A 23,983-nucleotide genomic window follows, 5' to 3' on the forward strand; every position below is an offset into this window, starting at 1 on the left:
GTCCCCTCAGCGGCGCAGCAGCAGCGTCTCGCGCGACCGGAACACCACCTTGCCCTCCGGGTCGCGCCCCTCGTCCTCGAGCACGAGGACGTCGGTGGGGCCGCTCGCGCCGGCGCGCTCCTGCACGTCGGCCACCCGGGTCACCACGGTGATGCGGTCGCCGGCCACCAGCGGCCGGGCGTACTCGAGCTGCTGCTCGCCATGCAGCACCGAGCGCGTTCCGAGGTCGAGCGAGTGGCGGAAGCGCTCGTTGGAGGTGAGCGCCGCCGGGAACGTCGGCGGGGCGACCAGCGCCGGGAAGCCGGCGGCGCGCGCGACGGCCTCGTCCTGGTAGAGCGGGTTGGGGTCGCCGAGCGCCTCGGCGAAGCGGCGGATCGCGCCGCGCTCCACCTCGTGGACCACCGGCTCGCTCTCCCTGCCGATCAGCGATCTGTCGAGCATGCGCCCTCTCGTTCACCGGCCCGCGGGAAGGTCGAGCACCGTGACCAGCCCGCGCAGCTCCGTCACCGCCGCCGCCGCGTTCACCACCGCCGCGGCGGTGGCGGCGTCGCCGGGGATGCCGCCCGGCACCACCAGCCGGAGCGGCGGGTCCGCGTCCAGCTCGACCTCGTCGCGCGGGTCGTCCGCGTCCACCGCGATGGTCAGCTCGAGCCGCACCACCTCGCGCTCGTCGGCGAACACGCGCGCGACCTGCGTGAAGCCCGCCACCTGCCCGCGCCGGACCGGCACCGGGCCGCCGCGCGCGTCCTCCTCCGCGACCAGCGGCGCGAGCTCCTCGTCCACCTCGTCCACCCCGAGCCCGAGGCCGGTGGCGGCGAGCGCGGCCGACTCGGCCAGGCCCACGTGCCCGACCTCGCCGCGCTCGGCCGCCTCGTGGAACGCGTCCTCGTCGAGGCCCGCGCCGATCTTCCGCAGCAGCGCCGCGCGCCGCTTCGACGCGTCCACCACGCGCAGGCCGCGCACGTGGCGCACCGGGCCGGTCGCGTGCCCGAGCACCGCGGCCAGCCGGTCGAGCACGAAGCCCGGGTTCGCGCCGGTGCCGAGCACGGCCACGTTGCGCTGCTCGCAGAGCGCGTCGAGCGCGTCGGCGGCCTCCTCGTGGCGCAGCCACGGGTAGGCGAGCTCCTCGCAGGTGGACACCACCGAGAGCCCGGCGCGCACCGCGCGCTCGAGGTCGGGGCGGACGGCGTCGAGCGTGCTCGCGGTCGCGAGCAGCAGCACGCCCCCCTTCGCCGCGGCGAACGCCGCCTTCGGGTCCGCCGCGATCTTCAGGGCGGGCGCGGGGACGCCCAGCAGCTCGCCGAGCGGCCGACCGGCCAGCGACGCGCTGGAGTCCACCGCCGCGACCAGCTCGAGGTCCGGACGGGCGATCACGGCGCGGGCGATCGCCCGTCCGATCTCGCCGAGGCCCATCACCACCACCGGGATGCCGCGCGCGTCCAAACGCCCCTCCGGAGGACCCGGGCGACGTGGCGTCGATCGCCGGATCTTCAAAGATTCACGGGCATTTATAGTGCACGTGATCGGGGCCTATCAAGAATTCCGGGGAGCGGGCCCCGCCGAGCCATGCGGGGGTGGATGTGCGCGCGCAGTCACGCCCGGTGCAGGGCGCACCGAGTCAACCTGCGGGCATTGCTGGGAAACGGCGGGGGGACCGGTTCAGGACCCGATGAGCTGCTCGAGGTAGGCGCGCGCCACCGGGACCGACCACTCGCGCGGCCCGATCACCATCGACACGAGCTTCCCGTCCTTCCCCACGATGTACGACTCGGGGAACTTGTACGAGTCCGGGCAGCCGCCCCGGGCGGCGCAGTAGTAGCGCATGGTGACCGACTGGTCCGCGTCGAGCACCACCGTGGCCCCGGCGGTCGACCCCATGTAGGGAGGCGCGGAGATGAACTCGCGCACGGGGTCCCAGGCCTCGTCCACCGAGACCGCGACCATCCGGAACTTGCCCGGGTACTTCGCCTCCAGCTCCCGACCGAGGGCCAGCATCGAGGGCATCTCGGTGCGGCACGGCGGGCACCAGGTGGCCCAGAAGTTCACGAACACCACCTGCCCCTTCGCGCTCGCCAGCGAGAACCGGGTGCCGTCGAGCGAGATGAGCTCGATGGGCGGGGCCGCCACCGGCGTGGCGCGCTCGATCCCGAAGCGATCCAGCTCGGCCTGGGAGACGGCGGGGCGGGAGTCCTTGCAGGCGGCGAGCGAGACCAGGGTCGCGGCGGCGAGGGCGGCGGCCGCGCGCGCGGCGGGGCGGACGGACCAGGGGCTCATGGCGGGAAGTTCTTACACGAGGGGCCGCCTTGCCGCCAGCGCGCCGCCCGGTACACACTCCGCGCGTGCGCGGCCTCATGGGCAGCTTCGCGGTGCTCCCGCTCGGCGAGCTGGTGGAGCTGCTCTCGCGGCGCGCCATGACCGGCGCGCTCACCTGCGAGCGCGGCTCGGTCCGGAAGACGCTGCAGCTCCGCGGGGGCGCCGCGGTCGCGGCCGCGTCCAACGATCCGCGCGAGTTCCTCGGCCAGCTGCTCGTCAACTACGGCCACCTCACCGAGGCGCAGCTGCAGAAGGCGTTCGAGACGCAGGAGCAGACGCGCGTCCGGCTGGGCCGGGTGCTCGTCATGGTGGGGCTGGTGGCGCCGGAGACGGTGCGCGAGGTGCTCGCCATCAAGATCCGCGAGACGCTGCTCGACGTGTTCCTGTGGGACTCGGGGGTGTTCACGTTCGACGACGCGCCGCCGGCCGCGGTGGACGAGCTCGATCCGGAGGTGCCGCTCGCCGAGATCGCGCGCGAGGCGGAGTTTCGCGCCACCGCGTGGAGCGCGTTCCGCGCGCAGTTCCCGAGCGGCGCCGCCACGCTGGTGGTGGACGAGGCCCGCGTGCCGCCCGGCCTCGCGCCCGGCACCGTGGACGGACGGCTCCTCGCGCTGGCGCGCGCCGGGAAGACCATCGACGAGGTCGGCCTCGCGCTCAACGCCACCGACTTCCACCTGCACCAGCGGCTCTACGCGCTCGCGAACCAGGGCGTGCTCCGCGCTGCCGCGCCCGCGCCGGAGGTGGGCGCCGTGGCGCCCGAGCGCGACGCGGCGGAGCTGGTGGAGCGCGCCCGCGGGCTGCTCGCCGACGGCCGCGCCGACGAGGCGGAGCTGGCGGCCGCGCGCGCGGCCGAGCTGGCGCCGGCGTGGGCCCCCGCGCGCGCGGCGCGGGCCGAGGCGGAGGCGGCGCTCGGCGAGCGGCTCCAGGCGGAGCTGCTGGCGACGCCGCTCCGGCCTGCGGCGCAGGTGTCCGCGCCGGACCTCGCCCGGATGCGGCTGCCGGCGGCGGACCGGTACCTGCTCTCGCGGTGCGACGGGAAGCGCAGCGTCGCGGAGCTGGTGCGGGCGGCGCCGATGCGCGAGCTGGACGTGCTGAAGGCGCTGAGGAGGTTCGCGGATTCGGGGTTGGTTGTGTTGTGAGGGGTTGGGGGGGGTCGTGGTGAGGTCGTCGAAGGGCGGGCGGGCGGGGCGCTGGCGGCGGCGCGCTGATGCCCGCTCGTGGTGAGCTTGGGCCTTGAGGGTGCGGCTGGGGTCGGGGGCGGGGCCGTTGGGCCGGAACCGGGCGCGGCGGGATCGGCTCGCCAGAGGCGCGTGGGTGAGGCGCGGGGCGCGGGGGGCGCGCGCCGGGCGAGGCAAGCGAGGCACCCATTTGTCTCTCAGTGAATGCTTGACGTGGTTGGCGCGCGGCACGGCGTTCGCCGATGGAATCGCTGGGGGGCAGGGTCTTCGCGGGCTCGCAGCGCGGCGCTACGACTCGCGGGCGTGAGCCGAGGAGGACGCGGAGCCCCGGCGGCGTTCGCGCGTCCTGGGGCATCCTCGCGCGTTTTACGGATGGCGAAAATCGCGTGCGATGCTCCTGTCATGGACATCGCACTCGAGTTCACGAAGCGTCTCGTCTCTCTTCTCCGCTCGGAGCGGCACGCCATGGCGGAGTTCCTGGTCGCCCTGGCGGAGTTCGACGAGCGCGGGCTGTGGCGGGCGCGCGGGCACACGTCGCTCTTTTCCTTCCTGCACCGTGAGCTGAAGCTCTCGGCCGGGTCCGCGCAGCTTCGCAAGACAGCCGCCGAGCTCATCCAGCGCTATCCGGCGGTCGAGGGCGCGCTCCGGGAGGGCAAGCTCTGCCTCTCCTCCGTCTGTGAGCTGGCGAAGGTGGTGACCACCGAGAACTGCGCGGAGATCCTGCCGCGGTTCTTTGGGCTATCGAGCCGCGACGCCGCTGCGGTGGTTGCCTCCATCCGGCCGGTCGAGAACCCTCCGCAGCGAGAGGTCGTCGTGCCGGTCCGGATCGCGGCCCCTCCTGCGGTTCCGGCGTCGTCATCGCGTGATGCCGCGGCGCCGCTACCCGCACGGAGCGTTCTATTTCATGCGCATGAAACGCCGCCTGCGTCCGCTGCCACCGAGCCGGCTACGCCGGCTCCGCGGGCGGCCTGCCTCGCGGTACCGATCGCGAAGCCCAGCTCGGTGGACTGGCTCGCCTCCGATCAGGCCCGGATGCACCTCACGGTCTCGAAGGCGTTCCTGAGGAAGCTCGACGCGGCGCGGGACGCGCTTTCGCACGCCATGCCCGGTGCCACCCGCGAGGACGTCCTCGAGGCGGCGCTGGATCAGCTCCTTGCCGAGCGCTCACGCCGCAAGCGCCTCACGGCGAAGCCGCAGAAGACGGTCCGCGCCTCGCAGCGGCGGGAGCACATCCCTGCGCAGGTCCGGCGCGAGGTCTGGGAGCGCGACGGCGGGCGGTGCACCTTCGCCCTCGCCTCGGGCGAGCCCTGCGGCTCCACGCACCGGCTCGAGCTGGACCACATCGTCCCGCTCGCGCGCGGCGGGCCCTCGACGGCGGACAACCTCCGCATCCGTTGCCGGGGCCACAACCTCGAGGAGGCGCGGCGGGTCCTCGGGGACGCGCTCGTGGACGCCTATGCCAGCAGGCGGCGCTGGGGATGAATCAGGGCGCGGGGGCCTTCGCGGTCCGCAGGCCGGGCGCGGCGGCGCTGGCGACGCGGTTCGAGAAGTACGCCTCGAGCGCGTCGCGGGCGACCGCGGTGGCGCGGGTCCGCCACTTCTGGCCGTTCACCACCAGGGTCGCGACGGCGATCTCGGGGCGATCCAGCGGCGCGTAGCCGACGAACCAGGAGTAGTCGCGGTACGGCGACGGGTCGGTCAGCGAGCCGGTCTTGCCGGCGACCTCGACGCCACGGAGCGAGCCGGGGCCGCCGCGGCGGAACACCTTGCGGGCGGTGCCCTCGGTCACGGTGCTGCGCATGGCCTCGGCGAGCGCGCCGGCGACCTGCTCGTCGATCACGCGCCAGGGCGCGGGGGGCACGGGCGGGGTGGCGCCGTCGGCCTCCTCCACCAGCGAGGGCGGGACGAACACGCCGCCGTTCGCGACGGTGGCGGCGAGGAGCGCGGCGTGCAGGGGGGACAGCCGCACGGGGCCGAAGCCGGCGGCGGTGTTGGCGAGCTCGAAGGGATCCTCGGGGATGGGCGCGGGCGAGACCTCCACCGGCAGCGCGAAGGGGATGGGCTCGCCGAACAGGAACCGGCCGGCGGCGGTGCGCAGCTCGGCGGCGCCGAGGTCGCGGCCGGCGAGCTTCGCGAACACGACGTTGGCGCTGTGGCCGAGCGCGGAGGTGAGGCTGAGGCAGCGGCTGTCGCGGCGCGGGTCGTCGGCGAGGAGCTTGGGCTGCAGGCGGCGCTTGCCGCCGTGGTAGCAGACCTCGTCGTCGGGGCGGACGCCGCGCTCGAGCAGCGCGGCGGTGGTCACGATCTTGAAGATGCTGGCGGCGGGCGCCAGGGCGGCGCGCGCGAGCCCCTTGCGCGCAGGCTCGGCCTCGGAGTGCTCGGCCATGGCGAGGACGCGGCCGGTGGCGGGCTCGATGAGGACGGTCACGCCCCAGGGCACGGCGTTCGACGCGAGCGTGCGCTCGAGGCGCGCCTGCAGGCGCGGATCGATCGTCAGCACCGCCCGCCCCGGCCCGAGCGGCGCGACCCATCGGCCCAGCGCGGCGTCGTAGCGTGGCTCCCCGAGCGGCGGTGTCCGCTCGGCGGCGGCGGGGGTGGAGGTGGAAGTAGGGGTCCCGGCCGCGGCGCTCGCCGCCGGGGCCGCCGCGTGGGCGGGCTCGGGGCGCGGGGCGGCCAGTCCCGCGAGCACGAGCGCGCTCGCGGGGAGGAGCCAGACGGAGAGCTTGGAGTGCTTCATCGGACCTGAGGCGGGAGACGGGCGCAGTGTGCCCCACGCGGCCGCCCGCGTCAAAATACGGAGCGTTCGGGCGAGGACCACCGCCTCGCCCGGGCTCCGCCCCCGATCCGACCTCCGCCGCTACGCGCGCGCTCTCGGTCGGCGCGCGCCACCCTTGCGTGCCCGCGGGACCGCGATCGCGGCGTTCCGCGCCCGCCGCGGGGACACCTTCGCCGCGCGCGCGGGCTTCGCCTTCCCGTTCCGCGCGCGCTTCGCGCTCCCGTCGCCGGCCTTGCGCTCCTGCGCGCGCTCGCGGAGCGCCGCCTGCGCCGCGGCGAGCCGCGCGATGGGGAGCCGGTAGGGCGAGCAGGAGACGTAGTCGAGCCCGATGCGGTGGCAGAACTCCACCGAGGCCGGGTCGCCGCCGTGCTCGCCGCAGATGCCGAGCTTCAGGCCGGGCCGGGTGGCCCGCCCGCCGGCGACCGCGATCTTCATGAGCGCGCCCACGCCGTCCTGGTCCACCGAGACGAACGGGTCGACGGGCAGGATCTCCTTCGCGAGGTAGGTCTGCAGCACCGGGCCGGTGTCGTCGCGCGACAGGCCGAACGTGGTCTGGGTGAGGTCGTTCGTGCCGAACGAGAAGAACTCGGCGGTGCGCGCGATCTCGGCGGCGGTGAGCGCGCCGCGCGGCACCTCGATCATCGTCCCCACCAGGTAGCGCACCTTGCGGCCGCGCCGGGCGAACACGTCCTCCGCCACCCGCCGCACCACGCCGGCCTGGTCGTCCAGCTCCTTCACCGAGGCGACGAGCGGGATCATCACCTCCGGCTCGACCTTCACGCCCTGCTCGGCGGCGTCGCAGGCGGCCTCGAAGATGGCGCGCGCCTGCATCTCGGTGATCTCGGGGTGGCTGATGCCGAGCCGGCAGCCGCGGTGGCCGAGCATGGGGTTCGACTCGACCAGGTCCGCGATCTGCGCGCGGATCTCCTCGACGGTGCGCCCGGTGTCGCGCGCCAGCTGCGCGATGCCCTGCTCCTCGTGCGGGAGGAACTCGTGCAGCGGCGGATCCAGCGTGCGGATGGTCACGGGCCGCCCCGCCATCTCCAGGAACAGCCCCCGGAAGTCCTCGCGCTGCACGGGCAGGAGCTTCGCGAGCGCCTTGCGGCGGTCCTCGTGCGTCTCGGCCACGATCATCTCGCGCATCGGGCCGATCTTCCCCTCGCCGAAGAACATGTGCTCGGTGCGGCACAGGCCGATGCCCTGCGCGCCGAACGCGACCGCGACGCGCGCCTGGTCCGGCTGGTCGGCGTTGGTCCGCACCCGGAGCCGGCGGGCCGCGTCGGCCCAGGAGAGCAGCTTCGCGAAGCGCTGGTAGGTGGGCGCGTCCTTCGGCTCGAGCCCGCCCTCCACCAGCACCGCCATCACCTCCGACGGCCGCGTGTCGAGGCGGCCCTCGATCACCTCGCCGGCGGTGCCGTCGATCGAGAGCCAGTCGCCCTCCTTCAGCACCTTCGCGCCGCCGGCGGTCTCCACGGTCATGGTGCGCGCGTGGTAGTCGAACTCGAGCGCGCCGCAGCCCACGATGGCGACCTTGCCCATCTGCCGCGCCACCAGCGCCGCGTGCGAGGTCATGCCGCCGAACGCGGTGAGGAAGCCCTCGGCCGCGGCCATGCCGCGGATGTCCTCCGGGCTGGTCTCGTGGCGCGCCAGGATCACCGGCTCGCCGCGGGCGTGCCACGCCGCCGCGTCCTGCGCGAAGAACACCAGCTTGCCGCTGGCGGCGCCCGGGCCGGCCGGCAGCCCCTTCGCGAGCCCGCGCCCGCCCTTCACCGCCGCCGCCTTCGCCTCGGCGTCGAACACCGGGCGGAGCAGGTGGTTGAGCGCCTCCGGCTCGACGCGCAGCACCGCCTCGTCGCGGCCGATGAGCCGCTCCTCGGCCATCTCCACCGCGATGCGCACCGCCGCGAGCCCGGTCCGCTTGCCGCTGCGCGTCTGCAGCAGGTACAGGCGCCCGCGCTCGATGGTGAACTCGATGTCCTGCATGTCGCGGTAGTGGCGCTCCAGCGTCTCGCGCGCGTCCTCGAGCTGGCGCGCCACCTCCGGCCAGCGCTCCTTCAGCTCCGAGATCTTCTGCGGCGTCCGGATGCCGGCGACCACGTCCTCGCCCTGCGCGTTCACCAGGAACTCGCCGTAGAACTCGTCCTCGCCGGTGGCGGGGTTGCGGGTGAACGCGACCCCGGTGCCGGAGTCGTCGCCCATGTTCCCGAACACCATCGACTGCACCGAGACCGCGGTGCCCCACTCGGCCGGGATCCCGTTCAGCTGGCGGTAGGCGATGGCCCGATCGTTGTTCCAGGAGCGGAAGACCGCGCCGATGGCGGCGAGGAGCTGCTCGTAGGGCGCCTCCGGGAACTCGACGCCCTTGCGCCGCCGGATCTCCGCCTTGAACTCCGCCACCAGCTCGCGGAGCGCCTCGACCGGCAGGTCCTTGTCGTACTTCACGCCGTGCGCGTGCTTCTTCGCGTCGAGGATCACCTCGAACGGATCGCGGTCCTCCTTGCGCTCGGGCTTCAGGCCCAGCACCACGTCGCCGAACATCGCCACGAACCGGCGGTAGCTGTCCCAGGCGAAGCGCGGGTTCGACGCGCGGGCCGCCAGCCCCGCCACCGTGGCGTCGTTCAGCCCGAGGTTGAGGACCGTGTCCATCATGCCGGGCATCGACGCGCGCGCGCCGGAGCGGACCGAGACGAGGAGCGGGTCGGACGGGTCGCCGAAGCCCTTGCCGGTGAGCGCCTCCACCTTGCGCAGCGCCGCCTTCAGCTCGGGCTCGAGCGCCCTCGGCAGCTTCTGGCCGGCCTTGTAGTACTCGGCGCAGACCTCGGTGGTGATGGTGAAGCCGGGCGGCACCGGGATGCCGATGTTCGACATCTCCGCCAGCCCGGCGCCCTTCCCGCCGAGCAGGTCCTTCATGTCCTTGTTCCCCTCGGCCCTGCCGCCGCCGAAGGCGTAGATGCGCTTCGCCGCCATGCGTCACCTCGAGATGGGAAAATCTCGACTGCGCCCGGAAAACGCAGCCGTGGAGCCACCATGCTCGATCGGAACGGCGCGCGGGACAACCCGGTGGTTCGCGGGACGCCCCGTCCCGGCGGTGCGGCGTTGACCGGGGTCAACGGTGCGCGAGCGCGCGCGGCGGCGCGCGCGGACCCTAGATCCGCATCGCCTCGACGCGGGCCTCGTCGTGCTCCGGCTCGACCTCGTAGGTCTCGACCAGGTCGCCCTCGCGCCACTCCACCACCACGCGCCCGGCGTCCTTGCCCTTCCCGTAGCGCGCCACGATCCGCGCGGCGAGCTGGCGCTCCTCCCAGGTCGGCACGCCCTCGACGAGCGCCACCGGCCCGAGCACGTCCCGCGCCTCCACCCGGGCGCGCCCCTCCACGTGGTGCTCGAGCAGCGCGTTCTCCACCTCGGTGCGCCCGACGATGAGCTTCGCGCGCGGCGAGAGCCGGAAGTGCCGGCCGGTGGAGAGCAGCACCACGTCCTCGCGCTCCAGCTTCCGCGGCTCGCCCCGCGCCTCGCGCGCGTCGAGCACGTCGAAGAACTTCCGCGAGAACGCCTCGTCGGTGAGGTAGCAGCAGCCGCCCGCCGGCTGCGGCCACTCCGAGATCCCCATCTCCTCGGCGAGCGCCATCTGGCGGGTGCGGCCGCGGCCGCTGATGTCGAGCAGCCGCTCGCGATCGACGATCCCCTCCTTCTCCGGGATGGTCGGGGGCAGGAGCTTCGCCGAGAGCGGGCGGAGCAGGCGCCCGTCGAGCCCGCTCTCGCGCTCGATGATCCGCAGCGTGTCGCGGCGCTGGCTCTTCGGGCGCTGGCCGAGCACCTCGCCGGTGAAGATGAAGTCGGCGCCCTCCGCCTCCATGATCTCCTTCGCCCGGCGCATCATGAACACGCGGCAGTCCACGCACGGGTTCGCGTTCGCGCCGTAGCCCCAGCGCGGGTTCACGAGCATGTCGAAGTAGCCAGGGCCGGAGATGTCCACGTACTCGATGTCCACCTCGAGGTCGGCGGCGGCGCGGAGCGCCTCGTTCTGCGGGACCGTGCCGTCGGGGCGCCCGCCCTTGCGGCGCTGCGTCTCGGTGATGCAGAAGCCGGTGTAGAAGTTCACCGCCTTCACCTCGATGCCCTGCCCGCGGACGAGCGCCAGCGCCAGCGTCGAATCGAGCCCGCCGGAGATCAGTCCGATCGCCTTGCCCTGCTTGCCCATGTCGCCTTCCAGGCCCGGCGGCGCGCGCCGCGGGGCCGCCGTTCAGCGGGCGCGCTTGCGCACGAAGCTCTTCCAGGCCGCGCCGTCCTGGAAGGTCCCGAGGTGCTCGTTCCGCGTCGCCTTGCACCACATCGGCATGTCGAGCGCGATGCCGGGATCGGTGGCGATCACGAGCAGCACCGCCCCCGCGTCCATCGCCTTCACCGCCTTCGCGGTCTCGACGATGGGGAACGGGCACAGCCGCCCCGAGGTGTCGAGGGTGCGCGCGGGCGCGGGCATCGGTGCGGTGAGCGCCATGCGCGTCTCCCTTTAGCCGCTCGCGCCGGCCGCGGCAACGGGCGGTCCGGCCGGGCGCTTCCTTGAGCCCGGCGCCATCGGGGGGTAGCTTGTCCGCCATGCGCACATCCACCGTCCGCAGCCCGCGCGCCGCCGCCGCGCGCGCGCCGTTCGCGATCGCGCTCGCGCTCGCCTGCGCCGTCCCCGCCGCGGCCGCCGCCGCGGAGCCGGCGCCGGGCCCCTCCGGCTTCTCCGTCCTCGCCTCGCTGGGCGGCGGCGGCGAGCTGGGCCTCGACCACGGCCAGGCCGGCGTCATGGAGATCGAGGCCGTGCCGGGGCTGGAGCTGCCCGGGACCGGCCTGCGCCTCGAGGCGGGCCTGGCGCTCGGCCTCGAGCCCGACACGCACTTCGGCTTCCGCCCCGGCGCCCGCTACCAGCTGCCGCGCCTCCCGTTCCAGGTCCGCGTCGCCTTCGACGCCTCCAACTCGCGCGGCGACGGCATGCGCTGGCGCTGGCTGCTGGTCGGCCTCTCCTCCGAGGTCCGGCTCACCGGCGCGTTCGGGCTGTTCGCCGAGGCCGACACCGGCGCGCCGCTCGCCGGGCGCTACGGCCTGCCGCTGCTCGTGCGCGGCGGCGCCAGCTTCCGCTTCTAGCCCATGCGAGCCCTCGCCTCCGCGGCGCTCTTCGCCGCCCTGGCCGCCCTGGTCTCGACCCCCGCCGCCGCCCAGCCCCTGCCCGCGCCCGGGGACGTGGACGGCTGGACCGCCGGCCTCTCGACCGGCGTGGCGGGGCGCTTCGGCGGGTTCGAGATCGATCCGGGGGAGCACAACCCGCCGTTCCTGATCCTGGTCGGCGCGCGGGCCGAGGGCTGGTTCCCGGGCCGCCTCTCGCAGGCGGTGCGGCTGCGGGCGCGCGTGCTCGCGGGCGGCGAGGACCGGATCTTCGTGCCGTCCGACGGCGAGCTGGAGGCGGCCTGGGCGATCGGCTACCCCGAGTTCCGCTTCGTGCTCGGGCGCGTCGAGGCCGCGCGCGCCCCCGGGCTCGCGCTCCAGTCGCTCGTCCAGCTCGGCACGCTCCCGTCGGTGGAGGGGAACGTGACGGTGGGCTACCAGGCGCGCCTCGATTACCTGGCCGCACCGGTGGAGATGGTGCACGTGCGCTACCGTGGGCGCGCGCACCTCCCCGGCGCCGGTGGGACCACCGAGTCGGAGCAGGTGCACGCGGCGAGCGCCGCCCGGCTCCGCTACACGGTGGAATACCCGGCCGGCCCCATCCTCTCGGTCCAGGCCGAGGCGCTGAAGCTGTGGGAGAAGCCGGATCTGCTGGCGGCCGCCGAGGGTTCGGTCGGCTGGGCGGCGTTCGGGAGGGCGGTCGTGTTCGAGGCGGTGGCGCGCTGGCAGGGCTTCACGCGGCGCGCGCCGGCGCCGGACGATCGGCGGACCGACGGCGAGGTGCAGCTCCTGGCGGTGGCGCGGATCGGCCTGTAGGGGGCGCCTACCCCCGGGGCGGGGAATTGGCGGGAGGGCCCGGTGTTCGGCCTGGCGGCGCGGCGGGGAGCCGGCGCGTTGTCCACCCCGGGCGATCCTGATATCTGCGGTGGCTCTGACTTGGCTGGAAGGGAGACGGGACACATGAAGCACGTGAGCTGGGTGGTCGCGCTCGTCATCGGGTTCGCGATCGGATTCGTCGGGCGCGGCTCGTGGGATGCGGGCGGCCGGCCGTCCCGCGCGCCCGTGGGCGCGCCCACGCGCGCGCGTCCGGTGGAGGATCCGAAGGCCGTCTACAAGGTCCCCGCCGACGACTCGCCGGTGCGCGGCCCGGCCGACGCGCTCGTCACCATCGTCGAGTCGTCCGACTTCCAGTGCCCGTACTGCAAGCGCGGCGCGGCCACCATGAAGCAGGTCGAGGAGGCGTACCGCGGCAAGGTGCGCTTCGTCTTCAAGCACAACCCGCTCTCGTTCCACCCGCAGGCCATGCCGGCCGCGCTCGCCGCCGAGGAGGCGCGGGCGCAGGGCGGCGACGAGAAGTTCTGGGCGCTGCACGACAAGCTGTTCGACTCGGCCCCCGCGCTCGACCAGGCCGCCATCGAGAAGGCGGCCGGCGAGCTCGGCCTCGACGTCGCCAAGGTCCGCGAGGCGATGCAGGCCGGCACCCACCGCGCCCGCATCGAGCGCGACCAGAAGCTGGTGGTCGGCCTGGGCGCCCCGGCCACCCCGACGTTCTTCGTGAACGGGCGGAAGATCGCCGGCGCGCAGCCGATCGAGGCGTTCCGCGCGGTGATCGACGAGGAGCTCGCCAGGGCCGAGCAGCTCGTCCGGTCCGGCACGCCGGCGTCGCAGGTCTACGCGAAGGCCATCGAGCGCGGCGCGACCGCCCCGGTGTTCCTGCCCGGCACCGTGCCGCCCCCGACCGCCGCCGCGCCCTCGCCGGCCGCCCCGGCGCCGGCGGCCCCCGCGGCCCCGCCGCCCGCCACCTACGCGAAGGTCCCGCTCCGCGCCGACGACCCGGCGCGCGGCCCGGCGGACGCGAAGCTGACGGTGGTGCTGTTCTCCGACTTCCAGTGCCCGTTCTGCTCCCGGGTCGAGCCCACCCTGAAGCAGCTCGAGCAGGCGTACCCGGGCCAGGTGCGGATCGTGTGGAAGCACCAGCCGCTCTCCTTCCACCCGAACGCCATGCCGGCGGCCATCGCCGCCGAGGCGGCCCGCGAGCAGGGCAAGTTCTGGCCCATGCACGAGAAGCTGTTCGCGAACCAGCAGGCGCTCTCCCCCGCGACCTACGAGCAGTACGCGAAGGAGCTCGGCCTCGACCTGCGCAAGTTCCAGGCGGCGGTGGCGGCGCGCAAGGGCGCCGACCGGATCGCGGCCGATCAGCAGCTCGCCGGGTCGGTGGGCGCGAACGGCACGCCGACGATGTTCTTCAACTGCCGCCAGGTGGTGGGCGCGCTCCCGCTCGAGCGGATGCGCCCGGTGGTCGAGGAGGAGCTGAAGAAGGCCGACGCGCTGCTGAAGGGCGGGAAGGCCGGCGCCGGATTCTACGAGCAGGCCTGCCAGGCGAACCTGGCGCTGAAGCCGGCCGCGCCGCAGCAGGGCGCGGTGGTCCCGGCGGCGCTGCCGGCCGGCCAGCCGGTGCAGGGCCTCGCGGTCCGCGCCGACGACCCGATCCGCGGCAACCCGAAGGCGCCGGTCACGATCGTGCTGTTCTCGGACTTCCAGTGCCCGTTCTGCGCCCGCGTCGAGCCGACGCTCGCGCAGGTGCAGAAGACCTACGGCGACAAGGTCCGCGTGGTCTGGAAGCACCAGCCGCTCGGCATGCACCCGAACGCGCTGCCCGCGGCCGAGGCCGCCGAGGCGGCCCGCGAGCAGGGCAAGTTCTGGCAGATGCACGAGAAGCTGTTCGCGAGCCAGCGTGAGCTGTCCGACGCGCTGTACGAGCGGGCCGCCCGCGAGATCGGCCTCGACGTGGCCCGCTTCGACGCGGCCCGCCGCTCCGGCCGCGCCCGCACCCGCATCGCCGAGGACCAGGCGCTGGCCGCCCGCATCGGCGCGCAGGCCACGCCCACCATGTTCGTGAACGGCGTGAAGGTGGAAGGCGCGGTGCCGTTCGAGCAGATCCGCGCGGTCGTCGATGCCGAGCTCGCGCGCCGCTAGCGGGCCCGCAGGTCCCGTGGCGTCGGGGGTGGGCGCGCCGGCGCCCGCCCCGCTCGCGCCCGCCGTCGCGGCCGCCTGGGATGCGCTCCACCGCGCGTTCGACCGGATCTTCGTGATCACGATCGAGCGCGCCACCGAGCGGCAGGAGCGCGTCCGCGCGCGGTTGACCGGGCTCGACTACCGCTTCCATCTCGGGATGGACAAGCGGCTGCTCGATCCGGCGCGCCGGGCCGCCGAGGGCTACGACGAGGCGGCGGACCGCGCCGCCGCGCGCCGCTCGCGGACCATGACGCCGGGCGAGCTGGCCTGCGCCATCTCGCACCTGCAGATCTACCGCGCCGCGGTGGAGCACGGCTGGGAGCGCGTGCTGGTGTTCGAGGACGACGTGCTGCCCCGGTACCAGGACCTGGCGCTCCTGCCGGCGACGCTGGAGCAGCTCCCCGACGACTGGGAGCTCGCCTACCTGGGCTACACCAACTTCGAGAAGGTGACGCCCTACCACCGCGCCAAGCAGGCGACGTACCTCGTCGCCGCCGCGCTCGGGCTCATGAAGTGGACGCCGGCGGAGATCCGCCGCTTCCACCCGCGGCGCTTCAGCGAGAACCTCAAGGTGGCCGGCCTGCACCACTGCGCCCACGCGTACGCGTTCACCCAGGCGGCGGCCCGCAAGCTGGTCGCCGCGCAGACCCCGCTGGCGCGCAACGCCGACCAGCTGTTCGTCCACATGGTGCTGAGCGGCAAGCTGCGCGCGTTCGTCACCGAGCCGAAGTTCTTCGACCAGGAGGCCGGGTCCGGCAAGGCGGCCGACTACTCGTTCATCTTCCACGACTGATCGCCGGCCCCCGCCGTGCGGGGGGCCGGGCGGCGGGCGCGGGTGTTGCGCGAACCGACCCGACCATGTAAGTAAACGAGTCCTGCCATGCGTCGGACCTTCTTCAAGGCGAAGATCCATCGTGCGACCGTGACGCACGCGGATCTCGAGTACGAGGGCTCGGTCTCCATCGACGAGGACCTGCTCGAGGCCGCGGGCATCTGGGAGTACGAGGCCGTCCACATCTGGAACATCACCCGCGGCACCCGGTTGCAGACGTACGCGATCAAGGGTGAGCGCGGCTCCGGCATCATCTGCATCAACGGCGCGGCCGCGCACCTCAACCGCCCCGGCGACATGGTGATCCTCGCCACGTTCGCCGAGCTGGAAGAGGCCGAGGCCCGCGACTTCAAGCCCACCGTGGTCCTCGTCGACCGCCAGAACAAGATCGTGGCCAAGGACGCCGTCGAGGTGCCCGGCCCGGCACGCAGGGTGACGGCATGACGGTGCGTCTTTGGCAAGTCCGCTGAGCTGCGGACCACCCCCGATCTCCAGACCTTCCTCTCCCTCTGCAGCCCCGGCCGCGCGGTCCCGGTGCGCGTCGAGATCGACGCCGACACCGAGACGCCGGTCTCGGCGTTCCTGAAGCTGTCGCGCGGCGAGCGGCACGCGTTCCTCCTCGAGTCGGTGGAGGGCGGCGAGCGCAGCGCGCGCTTCACGTTCCTGGGCGCCGCGCCGCGGGCGGTGCTCCGCTGGAAGCTGGGCGACCCCGGCGATCCCATCGCGGAGCTGCGCGCCGCGCTCGCCACGCACCGGGCGGTGCGGGTGCCCGGCGTGCCGCGCTTCTCGGGCGGCTTCATGGGCCACGTCTCCTACGACGCGGTCCGCCTGTTCGAGCCGCGCGTCCCCATCGCGAAGGCCGACGAGCTGGGCTTCCCCGACGTCCTGCTCATGGACTTCGACGAGCTGGTGGCGTTCGACAACCGGCGCCACTCGCTCCACGTCATCTGCGAGGTGCGCTGCGACGAGGGCGACGACCCGCGCGCGCTCTACGCCGACGCGGTCCGCCGCATCCGCCGCCGGCTGGCGGTGCTGGCGCGGCCGCTCTCCGACCGCCGCCCGCGCCGGGCCGGGCCGCCGGCGGTGCTCGCGCCGCGGGTCCGCCGCGCGGCGTTCGAGGCGGCGGTGCGCCGCGCCAAGGAGCTCGTCACCGCCGGCGACTGCCAGCAGATCGTGCTCTCGCAGCGCTTCGACGCCGAGACCTCGCTCCCGCCGTTCGAGATCTACCGGGCGCTCCGCCGCGTGAACCCGTCGCCGTACCTGTTCTTCGTGAAGGACGGGCCCCGCGCGCTGGTCGGCTCGTCGCCGGAGACGCTGGTGAAGCTCGAGGACGGCGAGGTGACGCTGCGGCCCATCGCCGGCACCCGCCGGCGCGGCGGCGACGCGGCCGAGGACCAGGCGCTCGAGGCCGAGCTGCGCGCCGACCCGAAGGAGAACGCCGAGCACGTCATGCTGGTGGACCTCGGGCGCAACGACGTGGGCCGGGTGTCGGCCACCGGCACGGTGAAGGTCGTCGCGCTGAAGACGGTGGAGCGCTACTCGCACGTGATGCACCTCGTCTCGGAGGTGCGCGGACGGCTCGCCCCGGGCCGCACCGCGGTGGACGTGCTCCGGGCCGGCTTCCCCGCCGGCACGCTCTCCGGCTCGCCCAAGGTGCGGGCCATGGAGATCATCGACGCGCTCGAGCCGGCCCGGCGCGGCCCCTACGGCGGCGCGGTGGGCTACTTCGACCGCGGCGGCGACATGGAGATGTGCATCGCCATCCGGACCCTGCTCGCGAACGGCCGCCGCGTCTCGGTGCAGTCCGGGGCCGGCATCGTCTACGACTCCGATCCCGCCGCCGAGTACCAGGAGACCGTCAACAAGGCGCGCGCGGTGTTCACCGCGGTGGCGCAGGCCGAGGCGCGCGGGCTGGACGCCCCCCCGGCCGCCGCGCCCCGGCGCCGCGCGGGCGGCGCACGCCCGGCGCAGGCCGGGCCGGCGCGGCAGCGGCGCGCGGCGGGGTCGCGCGGCCGCCGCGCGGCGCCGCGCGGGAAGGGGGCGCGGCGATGAGCGGCGCGCGCCCGGTCCGGCTGCTGCTGGTGGACAACTACGACAGCTTCACCTTCAACCTGGTGCAGTACCTGGGCGAGCTGGGCGCCGAGGTCGAGGTGTTCCGCAACGACGAGATCGACGTGCCCGGCATCCGGGCGCGCCGGCCCGACGCGCTGGTGCTCTCGCCCGGCCCGTGCACGCCGGACCAGGCCGGCGTGACGCTGGAGGTGCTCCGGACGCTGTCCGGCGCGCTGCCCATCCTCGGCGTGTGCCTCGGGCACCAGGCCATCGGGCAGGCGTTCGGGGGCAAGGTGGTGCGGAACGTCCGCATCGTGCACGGCAAGGCGAGCCCGGTGCACCACCGCGGCGAGGGCCTCTACGCCGGGCTGCCCGCGCCGTTCCAGGCCGGGCGCTACCACTCGCTCGTCGTCGAGCGCGAGAGCCTGCCCGACGCGCTCGAGATCACCTCGTGGACCGAGGAGGGAGAGATCATGGGCCTGCGCCACCGGGCGCTGGACGTGGAAGGGGTGCAGTTCCACCCGGAGTCGATCCTGACGCTGGACGGCAAGCGCCTGCTCGGGAACTGGCTCGCGCACGTCGCGCCGCGCGGCGAGGAGGCACGGCCGTGATCCAGCAGGCCATCGCGAAGGTCCTGGAGGGCGAGGACCTCACCCGCGCCGAGGCGGCGTCGGTGATGACCGAGATCGCCGACGGCGGCGCGACCCCGGCGCAGTCGGGCGCGTTCCTGGCGGCGCTGCGCATGAAGGGCGAGACGGTGGACGAGATCGCCGGCGCCGCCGACGTGATGCGCCAGCGGGCGGACCGGGTGCGGGTCGACCGCGACGTGTTCATCGACACCTGCGGCACGGGCGGCGACGGGCGCCACACCTTCAACATCTCGACCACCGCCGCGTTCGTGGCGGCCGGCGCCGGGGTGTGCGTGGCGAAGCACGGCAACCGCGCCGTGTCGTCGCGCTCCGGCTCCGCCGACGTGCTCGCCGCGCTGGGCGTGAACGTGGACGCGGACAAGGAGACGGTGGAGCGCTGCATCGAGGAGGTCGGCATCGGCTTCCTGTTCGCGGTGCGGCTCCACCCCGCGTTCAAGGCCATCGCCGGCGTGCGCCGCGAGCTGGGCGTGCGCACCATCTTCAACCTGCTCGGCCCGCTCGCGAACCCGGCCGGCGCGCGCCACCAGGTGCTGGGCGTGTACGAGGCGCGCTGGGTGCCGGTGCTGGGCGGCGTGCTGGCGGCGCTCGGGGCCGCGCACGCGTTCGTGGTGCACGGCGAGGGGCTGGACGAGATCGCCGTGACCGGCATGACGCACGTCTGCGAGGTGAGGGACGGCCAAGTGGAGCGCTACACCATCCGGCCCGAGGACCTGGGGCTGCCGCGGCGCGACGCCGCCGAGCTCGTCGGCGGCGACGCGGCGGCGAACGCCCGCATCGTCACCGACGTGCTCGAGGGGCAGGCGGGCGGGCCACGCGACGCGGTGCTGGCGAACGCCGCCGCCGCGCTGGTGTGCGCCGGCGCCGCCAAGGACCTGCGCGACGGCGTGGCGCGCGCCGCCCGGTCCATCGACTCGGGCGCCGCCCGCGAGAAGCTGCGGCAGCTCGTCGCCGCCACCACGGTGCCGGCGTGACCGTCCTCGACGGCATCCTGGCCCGGAAGGTGGACGAGGTGGCCGCCCGCCGCGCGGCCGTGCCGGACGCCGCGCTGGCCGCCCGCGCCGCCGCCGCCCCGCCGCCGCGCGCGTTCGAGGCCGCGCTCTCCCCCCGCGGCGGCCCGCTGCGCGTCATCGCCGAGGTGAAGCGCGCCAGCCCGTCCGCCGGCGCCATCCGCGCCGGCCTCGACGCGGTGGCCCAGGCGCGCCGCTACGCCGCCGCGGGCGCCGCCGCCATCTCGGTGCTCACCGACGGCCCCGGGTTCGGCGGCTCGCTCGACGACCTGGTGGCGGTGCGCGCCGCGGTGGACGTGCCGCTGCTCCGCAAGGACTTCGTGGTGGACCGCTACCAGCTCCTCGAGGCCCGCGCCGCCGGGGCGGACGCGGCGCTGCTCATCGTGGCCGGGCTCGCGCAGGACGACCTGCGGCGGCTGCTGGACGGCTGCGGCGAGCTGGGGCTCGCGGCGCTGGTCGAGGTCCACGACGACGCCGAGGCCGAGCGCGCGCTCGCGGCCGGCGCGCGCATCGTGGGCGTCAACAACCGCAACCTGCACACCTTCCACGTGGACCTCGCCACCTCCGAGCGCATCCTGCCGTCGCTCCCCGCGGCGGTGAAGGGCGTGGCGGAGAGCGGCGTGCGCGGGCCGGAGGACGCGGCCCGGCTGCGCCGCGCCGGGGCCGCGAACCTGCTGGTGGGCGAGGCGCTGGTGCGCGCCGAGGACCCGGCCGCGCTGCTGCGCGCGCTGGGCGAGGCGTGATGGCGCTCCTGCCCAGGGTGAAGATCTGCGGGGTGACCCGGCTCGAGGACGCGCTCGCCGCGGCCCGGCTGGGCGCGGACGCGATCGGCTTCAACTTCTGGCCGCGCTCGAAGCGCCACCTGCCGCCGGCGGCGGCGCGGGCGCTGGTGGCCCGGCTCCCGCCGTTCGTGACGGCGGTGGGCGTGTTCGTGGACCCCACGCGCGAGGAGCTGCTCGCCGCGGTGGCGGCGTCCGGGGTGCAGGTCGCGCAGCTCCACGGCGACGAGCCGCCCGAGCTGCTCGAGGGGCTGCCCTTCCCCGTGGTGAAGGCCATCCGCGTGGCCGGGCCGGAGGCGCTCGACCAGCTCGCGCGCTACCCCGCCGCCGCCGGGTTCCTGCTCGACTCCGCCTCGCCGGGCTACGGCGGCAGCGGGGTCGCGTTCGACTGGGCGCTCGCGGGGCGCGCCGCGCAGCGGACCTCGGTCGTCCTCGCGGGCGGGCTCACCCCGGCCAACGTGGCCGACGCGGTCCGCGCGGTGCACCCCTGGGCGGTGGACGTGGCGAGCGGCGTCGAGTCGGCGCCGGGCGTGAAGGATCAGGAGCTCATGGCGCGGTTCATCCGCGCGGCGAAGGAGACGACGTGAAGACCGCAGCCCTCCCCGACGAGCGGGGGCGCTTCGGCGCCTTCGGCGGGCGCTTCGTGCCCGAGACGCTGGTCCCGGCGCTGGACGAGCTCGAGCAGGCCTGGCGCGAGGCGCGGGCGGACCCGGCCTTCCAGGCCGAGCTGGACGAGCTGCTCCGGCGCTACGCCGGGCGCGAGACCCCGGTGTCCGAGGCGCCGCGCATGAGCGCCGACGTGGGCGGGTGCCGCGTGCTGCTGAAGCGCGAGGACCTGTGCCACACCGGCTCGCACAAGCTCAACAACACGCTCGGCCAGATCCTGCTCGCCCGGCGCATGGGCAAGAAGCGCATCATCGCCGAGACCGGCGCCGGCCAGCACGGCGTCGCGACCGCCACCGCGGCGGCGCTGTTCGGCCTGCCCTGCGAGGTCTACCAGGGGGCGGTGGACGTGGAGCGGCAGGCGCTCAACGTGTTCCGGATGCAGCTCCTCGGCGCGCGCGTGATCCCGGTGACGGCCGGCTCGGCCACGCTGAAGGACGCGATGAACGAGGCGCTGCGGGACTGGGTCACGAACGTCCGCGACACGCACTACATCATCGGCTCGGTGGCCGGCCCGCACCCGTACCCGGCCCTGGTCCGCACGTTCCAGTCGGTGATCGGGCGCGAGGCGCGCCGGCAGGTGCTGGAGCTGGCCGGCCGGCTGCCCGACGCGGTGGTGGCCTGCGTGGGCGGCGGCTCGAACGCCATGGGCATCTTCTCCGCGTTCGTGGACGACGCGCACGTGGACCTGGTGGCCGCCGAGGCCGCCGGCCTCGGGCTCTCGACGCCGAAGCACGGCGCCTCGCTCGCGAAGGGCACGCCGGGCGTGCTGCACGGCTCGCGGAGCTACGTGCTGCAGGACGGGCACGGGCAGATCCAGGAGGCGCACTCGATCAGCGCCGGCCTCGACTACCCGGGCGTCGGGCCGGAGCTCGCGTACCTGAAGGACCAGGGCCGGCTCACGCTGCTGCCCCAGACCGACGCCGAGGCGCTGGAGTCGTTCCAGTACCTCGCGCGCATGGAGGGGATCATCCCGGCGCTGGAGAGCGCGCACGCGATCTCCGCCGCGCGCAAGGTGGCCCGCGACGCCGGGCCGGGAGGGCTGGTGCTGGTGAACGTCTCCGGGCGCGGCGACAAGGACGTGGAGCAGGTGCGCAAGATGCTCGAGGCCTCGCCGCCGCCGCGGCGCACCCGCGGCCGCCCGGCGCGGCCGGCCCGGCCGGAGGGGAAGGCGAAGGCGAGGCCGCGCGCCGCGGCGCGGAAGGGAGGCCGCCGGTGAGCCCGCGCCCCGCCCGCAAGCCTCGCGCCGCCGCCGCGCCCGCCGCGGCCGAGCGCCCCGACCGCATCTCGGCCGCGTTCGAGCGCTGCCGCGCCGAGCGCCGCGCCGCGCTCGTCACCTACGTGATGGGCGGCGATCCCGACCTCGCCACCGCCCGCCAGATGGCGCTCGCCTGCGTCGAGGGCGGCGCCGACCTCGTCGAGCTGGGGGTGCCGTTCTCGGATCCCATCGCCGACGGCCCCACCATCCAGGCCGCCGCGCAGCGCGCGCTCGGCGCCGGCACCACGCTCGAGGACGTGCTCGGGATCGCGGCCGCGGTCCGCGCGCGCTCGCAGGTCCCGATCGCGCTCATGGGCTACCTCAACCCCATGCTGGCCGGCGGCGTCGAGAAGCTGGTGCGCGGCTGCGCCGACGCCGGCGTGGACGCGCTCATCATCCCAGACCTGCTGCCCGAGGAGGCCGAGGTGCTCGCCCCCGCGGCGGAGGCGGCCGGCGTGAAGCTGGTCTACCTGCTCGCGCCCACCTCGAACGCGGCGCGCGTCGAGGCCGCGGCCCGGGCCGCCACCGGCTTCCTCTACTTCGTGTCGGTGACCGGCGTGACCGGCGCGCGCCACGCGGTGGCGGAGGAGATCGCGCCGCTCGTGTCGGCGGTGCGGGCCCGGACCGAGCTGCCGGTGGTCATCGGCTTCGGCGTGGCCTCGCCCGAGCAGGCGCGCGCGCTCGGCCCGCTCGCGGACGGCGTGGTGGTCGGGAGCGCGATCGTGCAGCGGATCGCGGAGGGCGGCTCGCGACGCGCCCGCGCCGAGCGGGTGACGCGGTTCGTGCGATCGCTGGGGCGCGCGCTGCGGCGCTGATCGGGCGCTACGCCAGCCCGCCCGCCGGGTGGATGACCTGCACGGCGCCGTCCGCCCGGCGCATGTGCGGGTGGGAGATCCAGCGGCAGCGCGGGCAGAAGCTCGCGGCGTGGCCCCGCTCGCCGAGGCGCACCTCCAGGTCGCCGTCGCACAGCAGGCAGCCGCCCGGCAGGACGATGTCGCGGCGCTCCCCGGCGCCGGCTGCTTCCATGGGCTCGCGCTCGGCCTTCATGTGGATCAGGTAACGCTTCCCGCGCGCATGGCAAGCGGCCGCGTCCCGGGCGAGCGCCGGACGGCCCGCGCGGACGGCCAGGAGCGTGCTCGGTTCGGGTGCGTCTCCCGCGGCGGGGCCAGGGCGGACGGTCGTCCGGGCGGTCGCTTCGCGGAGGCGGGCTACACCCCGCGGCCCACGGCCCCGGCGATCACCCGCACCTGACGCATCAGCTCGTCGAACTCGGCCGGCGTGAGCGACTGCTGGCCGTCGGAGAGCGCCTTCTCCGGCCGCGGGTGGACCTCGACGATGATGCCGTCCGCGCCGGCGGCGATGCCGGCCCGCGCCATGGCGGGCACGTGGGCGCGCAGGCCGATGCCGTGCGACGGGTCCACGATCACCGGCAGGTGCGTGAGCGCCTTCAGGATCGGGACCGCGTTCAGGTCGAGCGTGTTGCGCGTCATGGTCTCGAAGGTGCGGATGCCGCGCTCGCACAGCGCCACCTGGTAGTTGCCCTCCGAGACCACGTACTCCGCCGCCATCAGCCACTCCTTGATGGTGGCGGACGGGCCGCGCTTCAGCAGGATGGGCCGGCGCACGCGCCCCAGCTGCCGGAGCAGCGAGTAGTTCTGCATGTTGCGGGCGCCGATCTGCAGCACGTCGGCGTAGTCGGCCACCATGTCGAGGTGCTCGACGTCCATCACCTCGGTGACGACCTTCAGCCCGGTCTCCTCGCGCGCGGCCGCGAGCAGCTTCAGGCCCTCCTCGCCGAGCCCCTGGAACTCGTAGGGGCTGGTGCGCGGCTTGAAGGCGCCGCCGCGCAGGAACCGGGCGCCGGCCGCCTTCACCGCGTGCGCCGCCTCGAGCAGCTGACCGCGCGACTCGACCGAGCACGGCCCCGCCATCACCGCCAGCGCCTTGCCGCCGAGCGGCACGCCGCCGACGTCGATGACCGTGTCCTCCTCCTTCACCTCGCGGGACACGAGCTTGAACGGCTGCGACACTCGGATCGCGTCGGCGACGCCCGGCAGCGTGGTGAACAGCTCCGGCTCGAGGCCGCCCTTGTTGCCGGTGATGCCGATGGCCACGCGCTGCGCGCCGGGGATCGGGTGTGCGGTGAGGCCGAGGCTGCGGATCTTCTCGATCACCGCGTCGATCTCCGGCTGGCCGGCGTGGGGCTGCATGACGACGAGCATGGGTCCGCCTCCGGGGAGCCCGTTGTACTGCGCGGGGACGGGGCGAACAAGGACGGGGACGGTCGGCCCGCCGCCTGCCCCGCGTCCCCG

Annotated in this window: 23 protein-coding genes; 14 read left to right on the forward strand and 9 right to left on the reverse strand. The window is 75.0% G+C overall.

Going from position 1 to position 23,983, the window contains the following annotated elements:
• Positions 1 to 6: 6 nt before the first annotated feature.
• The 3 genes from ANAEK_RS20855 to ANAEK_RS20865 all read right to left on the reverse strand — a co-directional run bounded on the left by ANAEK_RS20855 (position 7) and on the right by ANAEK_RS20865 (position 2,274).
• Positions 7 to 441: a MaoC family dehydratase N-terminal domain-containing protein gene (locus ANAEK_RS20855; RefSeq protein WP_012528110.1), complete on the reverse strand. Its 435-nt coding sequence runs from the start codon at positions 439 to 441 to the stop codon at positions 7 to 9.
• 12 nt (positions 442 to 453) lie between these two features.
• On the reverse strand, positions 454 to 1,443 hold the full coding sequence (locus tag ANAEK_RS20860) for a dihydrodipicolinate reductase (protein WP_012528111.1): 990 nt from the start codon (positions 1,441 to 1,443) through the stop codon (positions 454 to 456).
• Positions 1,444 to 1,659: 216 nt separating this feature from the next.
• Positions 1,660 to 2,274, reverse strand: a complete 615-nt coding sequence (locus ANAEK_RS20865) for a TlpA disulfide reductase family protein (RefSeq protein WP_012528112.1) — start codon at positions 2,272 to 2,274, stop codon at positions 1,660 to 1,662.
• 65 nt (positions 2,275 to 2,339) lie between these two features.
• Here ANAEK_RS20865 and ANAEK_RS20870 point away from each other — a divergent pair, with 65 nt between their 5' ends.
• Together ANAEK_RS20870 and ANAEK_RS20875 are read left to right on the forward strand one after the other, a co-directional pair.
• Positions 2,340 to 3,452, forward strand: coding sequence for a DUF4388 domain-containing protein (locus ANAEK_RS20870; protein ID WP_041454136.1), 1,113 nt, complete (start codon positions 2,340 to 2,342; stop codon positions 3,450 to 3,452).
• A gap of 441 nt (positions 3,453 to 3,893) precedes the next feature.
• Positions 3,894 to 4,973: an HNH endonuclease gene (locus ANAEK_RS20875; protein ID WP_012528114.1), complete on the forward strand. Its 1,080-nt coding sequence runs from the start codon at positions 3,894 to 3,896 to the stop codon at positions 4,971 to 4,973.
• Between the two features lies 1 nt (position 4,974).
• Here the strand turns inward: ANAEK_RS20875 and ANAEK_RS20880 are convergent, their stop codons facing one another.
• From ANAEK_RS20880 to ANAEK_RS20895, 4 genes are all read right to left on the reverse strand, one after another.
• On the reverse strand, positions 4,975 to 6,228 hold the full coding sequence (locus tag ANAEK_RS20880) for a penicillin-binding transpeptidase domain-containing protein (RefSeq protein ID WP_012528115.1): 1,254 nt from the start codon (positions 6,226 to 6,228) through the stop codon (positions 4,975 to 4,977).
• A 120-nt stretch (positions 6,229 to 6,348) separates the two neighbouring features.
• A complete protein-coding gene (ppdK, locus tag ANAEK_RS20885) occupies positions 6,349 to 9,234 on the reverse strand; it encodes a pyruvate, phosphate dikinase (RefSeq protein WP_012528116.1) in 2,886 nt (961 codons plus the stop codon).
• Positions 9,235 to 9,412: 178 nt separating this feature from the next.
• Positions 9,413 to 10,468, reverse strand: coding sequence for a thiamine biosynthesis protein (locus tag ANAEK_RS20890; RefSeq protein ID WP_012528117.1), 1,056 nt, complete (start codon positions 10,466 to 10,468; stop codon positions 9,413 to 9,415).
• Positions 10,469 to 10,510: 42 nt separating this feature from the next.
• Positions 10,511 to 10,765, reverse strand: a complete 255-nt coding sequence (locus tag ANAEK_RS20895; protein ID WP_012528118.1) for a sulfurtransferase TusA family protein — start codon at positions 10,763 to 10,765, stop codon at positions 10,511 to 10,513.
• A gap of 98 nt (positions 10,766 to 10,863) precedes the next feature.
• On the opposite strand from ANAEK_RS20895, the gene ANAEK_RS20900 reads away from it, so the two are divergent.
• The 12 genes from ANAEK_RS20900 to trpA all read left to right on the forward strand — a co-directional run bounded on the left by ANAEK_RS20900 (position 10,864) and on the right by trpA (position 22,486).
• The gene (locus ANAEK_RS20900; protein ID WP_012528119.1) at positions 10,864 to 11,397 is read left to right on the forward strand and encodes a hypothetical protein; all 534 of its coding nucleotides are present in this window, start codon (positions 10,864 to 10,866) and stop codon (positions 11,395 to 11,397) included.
• A 3-nt stretch (positions 11,398 to 11,400) separates the two neighbouring features.
• On the forward strand, positions 11,401 to 12,231 hold the full coding sequence (locus tag ANAEK_RS20905; protein WP_012528120.1) for a hypothetical protein: 831 nt from the start codon (positions 11,401 to 11,403) through the stop codon (positions 12,229 to 12,231).
• 144 nt (positions 12,232 to 12,375) lie between these two features.
• Positions 12,376 to 14,391: a thioredoxin gene (locus tag ANAEK_RS20910; RefSeq protein WP_012528121.1), complete on the forward strand. Its 2,016-nt coding sequence runs from the start codon at positions 12,376 to 12,378 to the stop codon at positions 14,389 to 14,391.
• Between the two features lie 16 nt (positions 14,392 to 14,407).
• Positions 14,408 to 15,223: a glycosyltransferase family 25 protein gene (locus ANAEK_RS20915; RefSeq protein ID WP_012528122.1), complete on the forward strand. Its 816-nt coding sequence runs from the start codon at positions 14,408 to 14,410 to the stop codon at positions 15,221 to 15,223.
• An 87-nt stretch (positions 15,224 to 15,310) separates the two neighbouring features.
• Complete coding sequence (gene panD, locus ANAEK_RS20920) at positions 15,311 to 15,706, forward strand: aspartate 1-decarboxylase (protein ID WP_012528123.1); 396 nt, start codon at positions 15,311 to 15,313, stop codon at positions 15,704 to 15,706.
• A gap of 90 nt (positions 15,707 to 15,796) precedes the next feature.
• Positions 15,797 to 17,314, forward strand: coding sequence for an anthranilate synthase component I family protein (locus tag ANAEK_RS20925; RefSeq protein WP_012528124.1), 1,518 nt, complete (start codon positions 15,797 to 15,799; stop codon positions 17,312 to 17,314).
• Positions 17,311 to 17,925: an aminodeoxychorismate/anthranilate synthase component II gene (locus tag ANAEK_RS20930; RefSeq protein WP_012528125.1), complete on the forward strand. Its 615-nt coding sequence runs from the start codon at positions 17,311 to 17,313 to the stop codon at positions 17,923 to 17,925. The genes ANAEK_RS20925 and ANAEK_RS20930 overlap by 4 nt, the downstream gene beginning before the upstream one ends.
• A complete protein-coding gene (gene trpD, locus ANAEK_RS20935; protein ID WP_012528126.1) occupies positions 17,922 to 18,935 on the forward strand; it encodes an anthranilate phosphoribosyltransferase in 1,014 nt (337 codons plus the stop codon). The genes ANAEK_RS20930 and trpD overlap by 4 nt, the downstream gene beginning before the upstream one ends.
• Positions 18,932 to 19,714 carry an indole-3-glycerol phosphate synthase TrpC gene (trpC, locus tag ANAEK_RS20940; RefSeq protein ID WP_012528127.1) on the forward strand — a complete coding sequence of 261 codons (783 nt, stop codon included), beginning with the start codon at positions 18,932 to 18,934 and terminating at the stop codon, positions 19,712 to 19,714. The genes trpD and trpC overlap by 4 nt, the downstream gene beginning before the upstream one ends.
• On the forward strand, positions 19,714 to 20,337 hold the full coding sequence (locus tag ANAEK_RS20945; protein WP_012528128.1) for a phosphoribosylanthranilate isomerase: 624 nt from the start codon (positions 19,714 to 19,716) through the stop codon (positions 20,335 to 20,337). The genes trpC and ANAEK_RS20945 overlap by 1 nt, the downstream gene beginning before the upstream one ends.
• Positions 20,334 to 21,632: a tryptophan synthase subunit beta gene (trpB, locus tag ANAEK_RS20950; RefSeq protein ID WP_012528129.1), complete on the forward strand. Its 1,299-nt coding sequence runs from the start codon at positions 20,334 to 20,336 to the stop codon at positions 21,630 to 21,632. Before ANAEK_RS20945 ends, trpB begins: the two co-directional genes overlap by 4 nt.
• On the forward strand, positions 21,629 to 22,486 hold the full coding sequence (gene trpA, locus ANAEK_RS20955; RefSeq protein ID WP_012528130.1) for a tryptophan synthase subunit alpha: 858 nt from the start codon (positions 21,629 to 21,631) through the stop codon (positions 22,484 to 22,486). Before trpB ends, trpA begins: the two co-directional genes overlap by 4 nt.
• Before the next feature lie 7 nt (positions 22,487 to 22,493).
• Here trpA and ANAEK_RS20960 read toward each other — a convergent pair whose 3' ends face one another.
• Both ANAEK_RS20960 and aroF read right to left on the reverse strand, forming a co-directional pair.
• On the reverse strand, positions 22,494 to 22,718 hold the full coding sequence (locus ANAEK_RS20960; RefSeq protein ID WP_012528131.1) for a hypothetical protein: 225 nt from the start codon (positions 22,716 to 22,718) through the stop codon (positions 22,494 to 22,496).
• 161 nt (positions 22,719 to 22,879) lie between these two features.
• Positions 22,880 to 23,893, reverse strand: coding sequence for a 3-deoxy-7-phosphoheptulonate synthase (gene aroF / locus ANAEK_RS20965; protein ID WP_012528132.1), 1,014 nt, complete (start codon positions 23,891 to 23,893; stop codon positions 22,880 to 22,882).
• Between the last annotated feature and the right edge of the window lie 90 nt (positions 23,894 to 23,983).

This window comes from Anaeromyxobacter sp. K (genome assembly GCF_000020805.1).
GTDB classification, from domain to species: domain Bacteria; phylum Myxococcota; class Myxococcia; order Myxococcales; family Anaeromyxobacteraceae; genus Anaeromyxobacter; species Anaeromyxobacter dehalogenans.

What these genes read in the sequence shown, in the direction of transcription:
- ANAEK_RS20855 (WP_012528110.1), bottom strand. Translation starts at nt 441, where the DNA reads ATGCTCGACAGATCGCTGATCGGCAGGGAGAGCGAGCCGGTGGTCCAC.
- ANAEK_RS20895 (WP_012528118.1), bottom strand. Translation starts at nt 10,765, where the DNA reads ATGGCGCTCACCGCACCGATGCCCGCGCCCGCGCGCACCCTCGACACC.
- ANAEK_RS20945 (WP_012528128.1), top strand. Translation starts at nt 19,714, where the DNA reads ATGGCGCTCCTGCCCAGGGTGAAGATCTGCGGGGTGACCCGGCTCGAG.
- ANAEK_RS20960 (WP_012528131.1), bottom strand. Translation starts at nt 22,718, where the DNA reads ATGAAGGCCGAGCGCGAGCCCATGGAAGCAGCCGGCGCCGGGGAGCGC.
- ppdK (WP_012528116.1), bottom strand. Translation starts at nt 9,234, where the DNA reads ATGGCGGCGAAGCGCATCTACGCCTTCGGCGGCGGCAGGGCCGAGGGG.
- ANAEK_RS20875 (WP_012528114.1), top strand. Translation starts at nt 3,894, where the DNA reads ATGGACATCGCACTCGAGTTCACGAAGCGTCTCGTCTCTCTTCTCCGC.
- ANAEK_RS20905 (WP_012528120.1), top strand. Translation starts at nt 11,401, where the DNA reads ATGCGAGCCCTCGCCTCCGCGGCGCTCTTCGCCGCCCTGGCCGCCCTG.
- ANAEK_RS20910 (WP_012528121.1), top strand. Translation starts at nt 12,376, where the DNA reads ATGAAGCACGTGAGCTGGGTGGTCGCGCTCGTCATCGGGTTCGCGATC.
- ANAEK_RS20900 (WP_012528119.1), top strand. Translation starts at nt 10,864, where the DNA reads ATGCGCACATCCACCGTCCGCAGCCCGCGCGCCGCCGCCGCGCGCGCG.
- ANAEK_RS20930 (WP_012528125.1), top strand. Translation starts at nt 17,311, where the DNA reads ATGAGCGGCGCGCGCCCGGTCCGGCTGCTGCTGGTGGACAACTACGAC.
- panD (WP_012528123.1), top strand. Translation starts at nt 15,311, where the DNA reads ATGCGTCGGACCTTCTTCAAGGCGAAGATCCATCGTGCGACCGTGACG.
- ANAEK_RS20865 (WP_012528112.1), bottom strand. Translation starts at nt 2,274, where the DNA reads ATGAGCCCCTGGTCCGTCCGCCCCGCCGCGCGCGCGGCCGCCGCCCTC.
- ANAEK_RS20890 (WP_012528117.1), bottom strand. Translation starts at nt 10,468, where the DNA reads ATGGGCAAGCAGGGCAAGGCGATCGGACTGATCTCCGGCGGGCTCGAT.
- ANAEK_RS20880 (WP_012528115.1), bottom strand. Translation starts at nt 6,228, where the DNA reads ATGAAGCACTCCAAGCTCTCCGTCTGGCTCCTCCCCGCGAGCGCGCTC.
- aroF (WP_012528132.1), bottom strand. Translation starts at nt 23,893, where the DNA reads ATGCTCGTCGTCATGCAGCCCCACGCCGGCCAGCCGGAGATCGACGCG.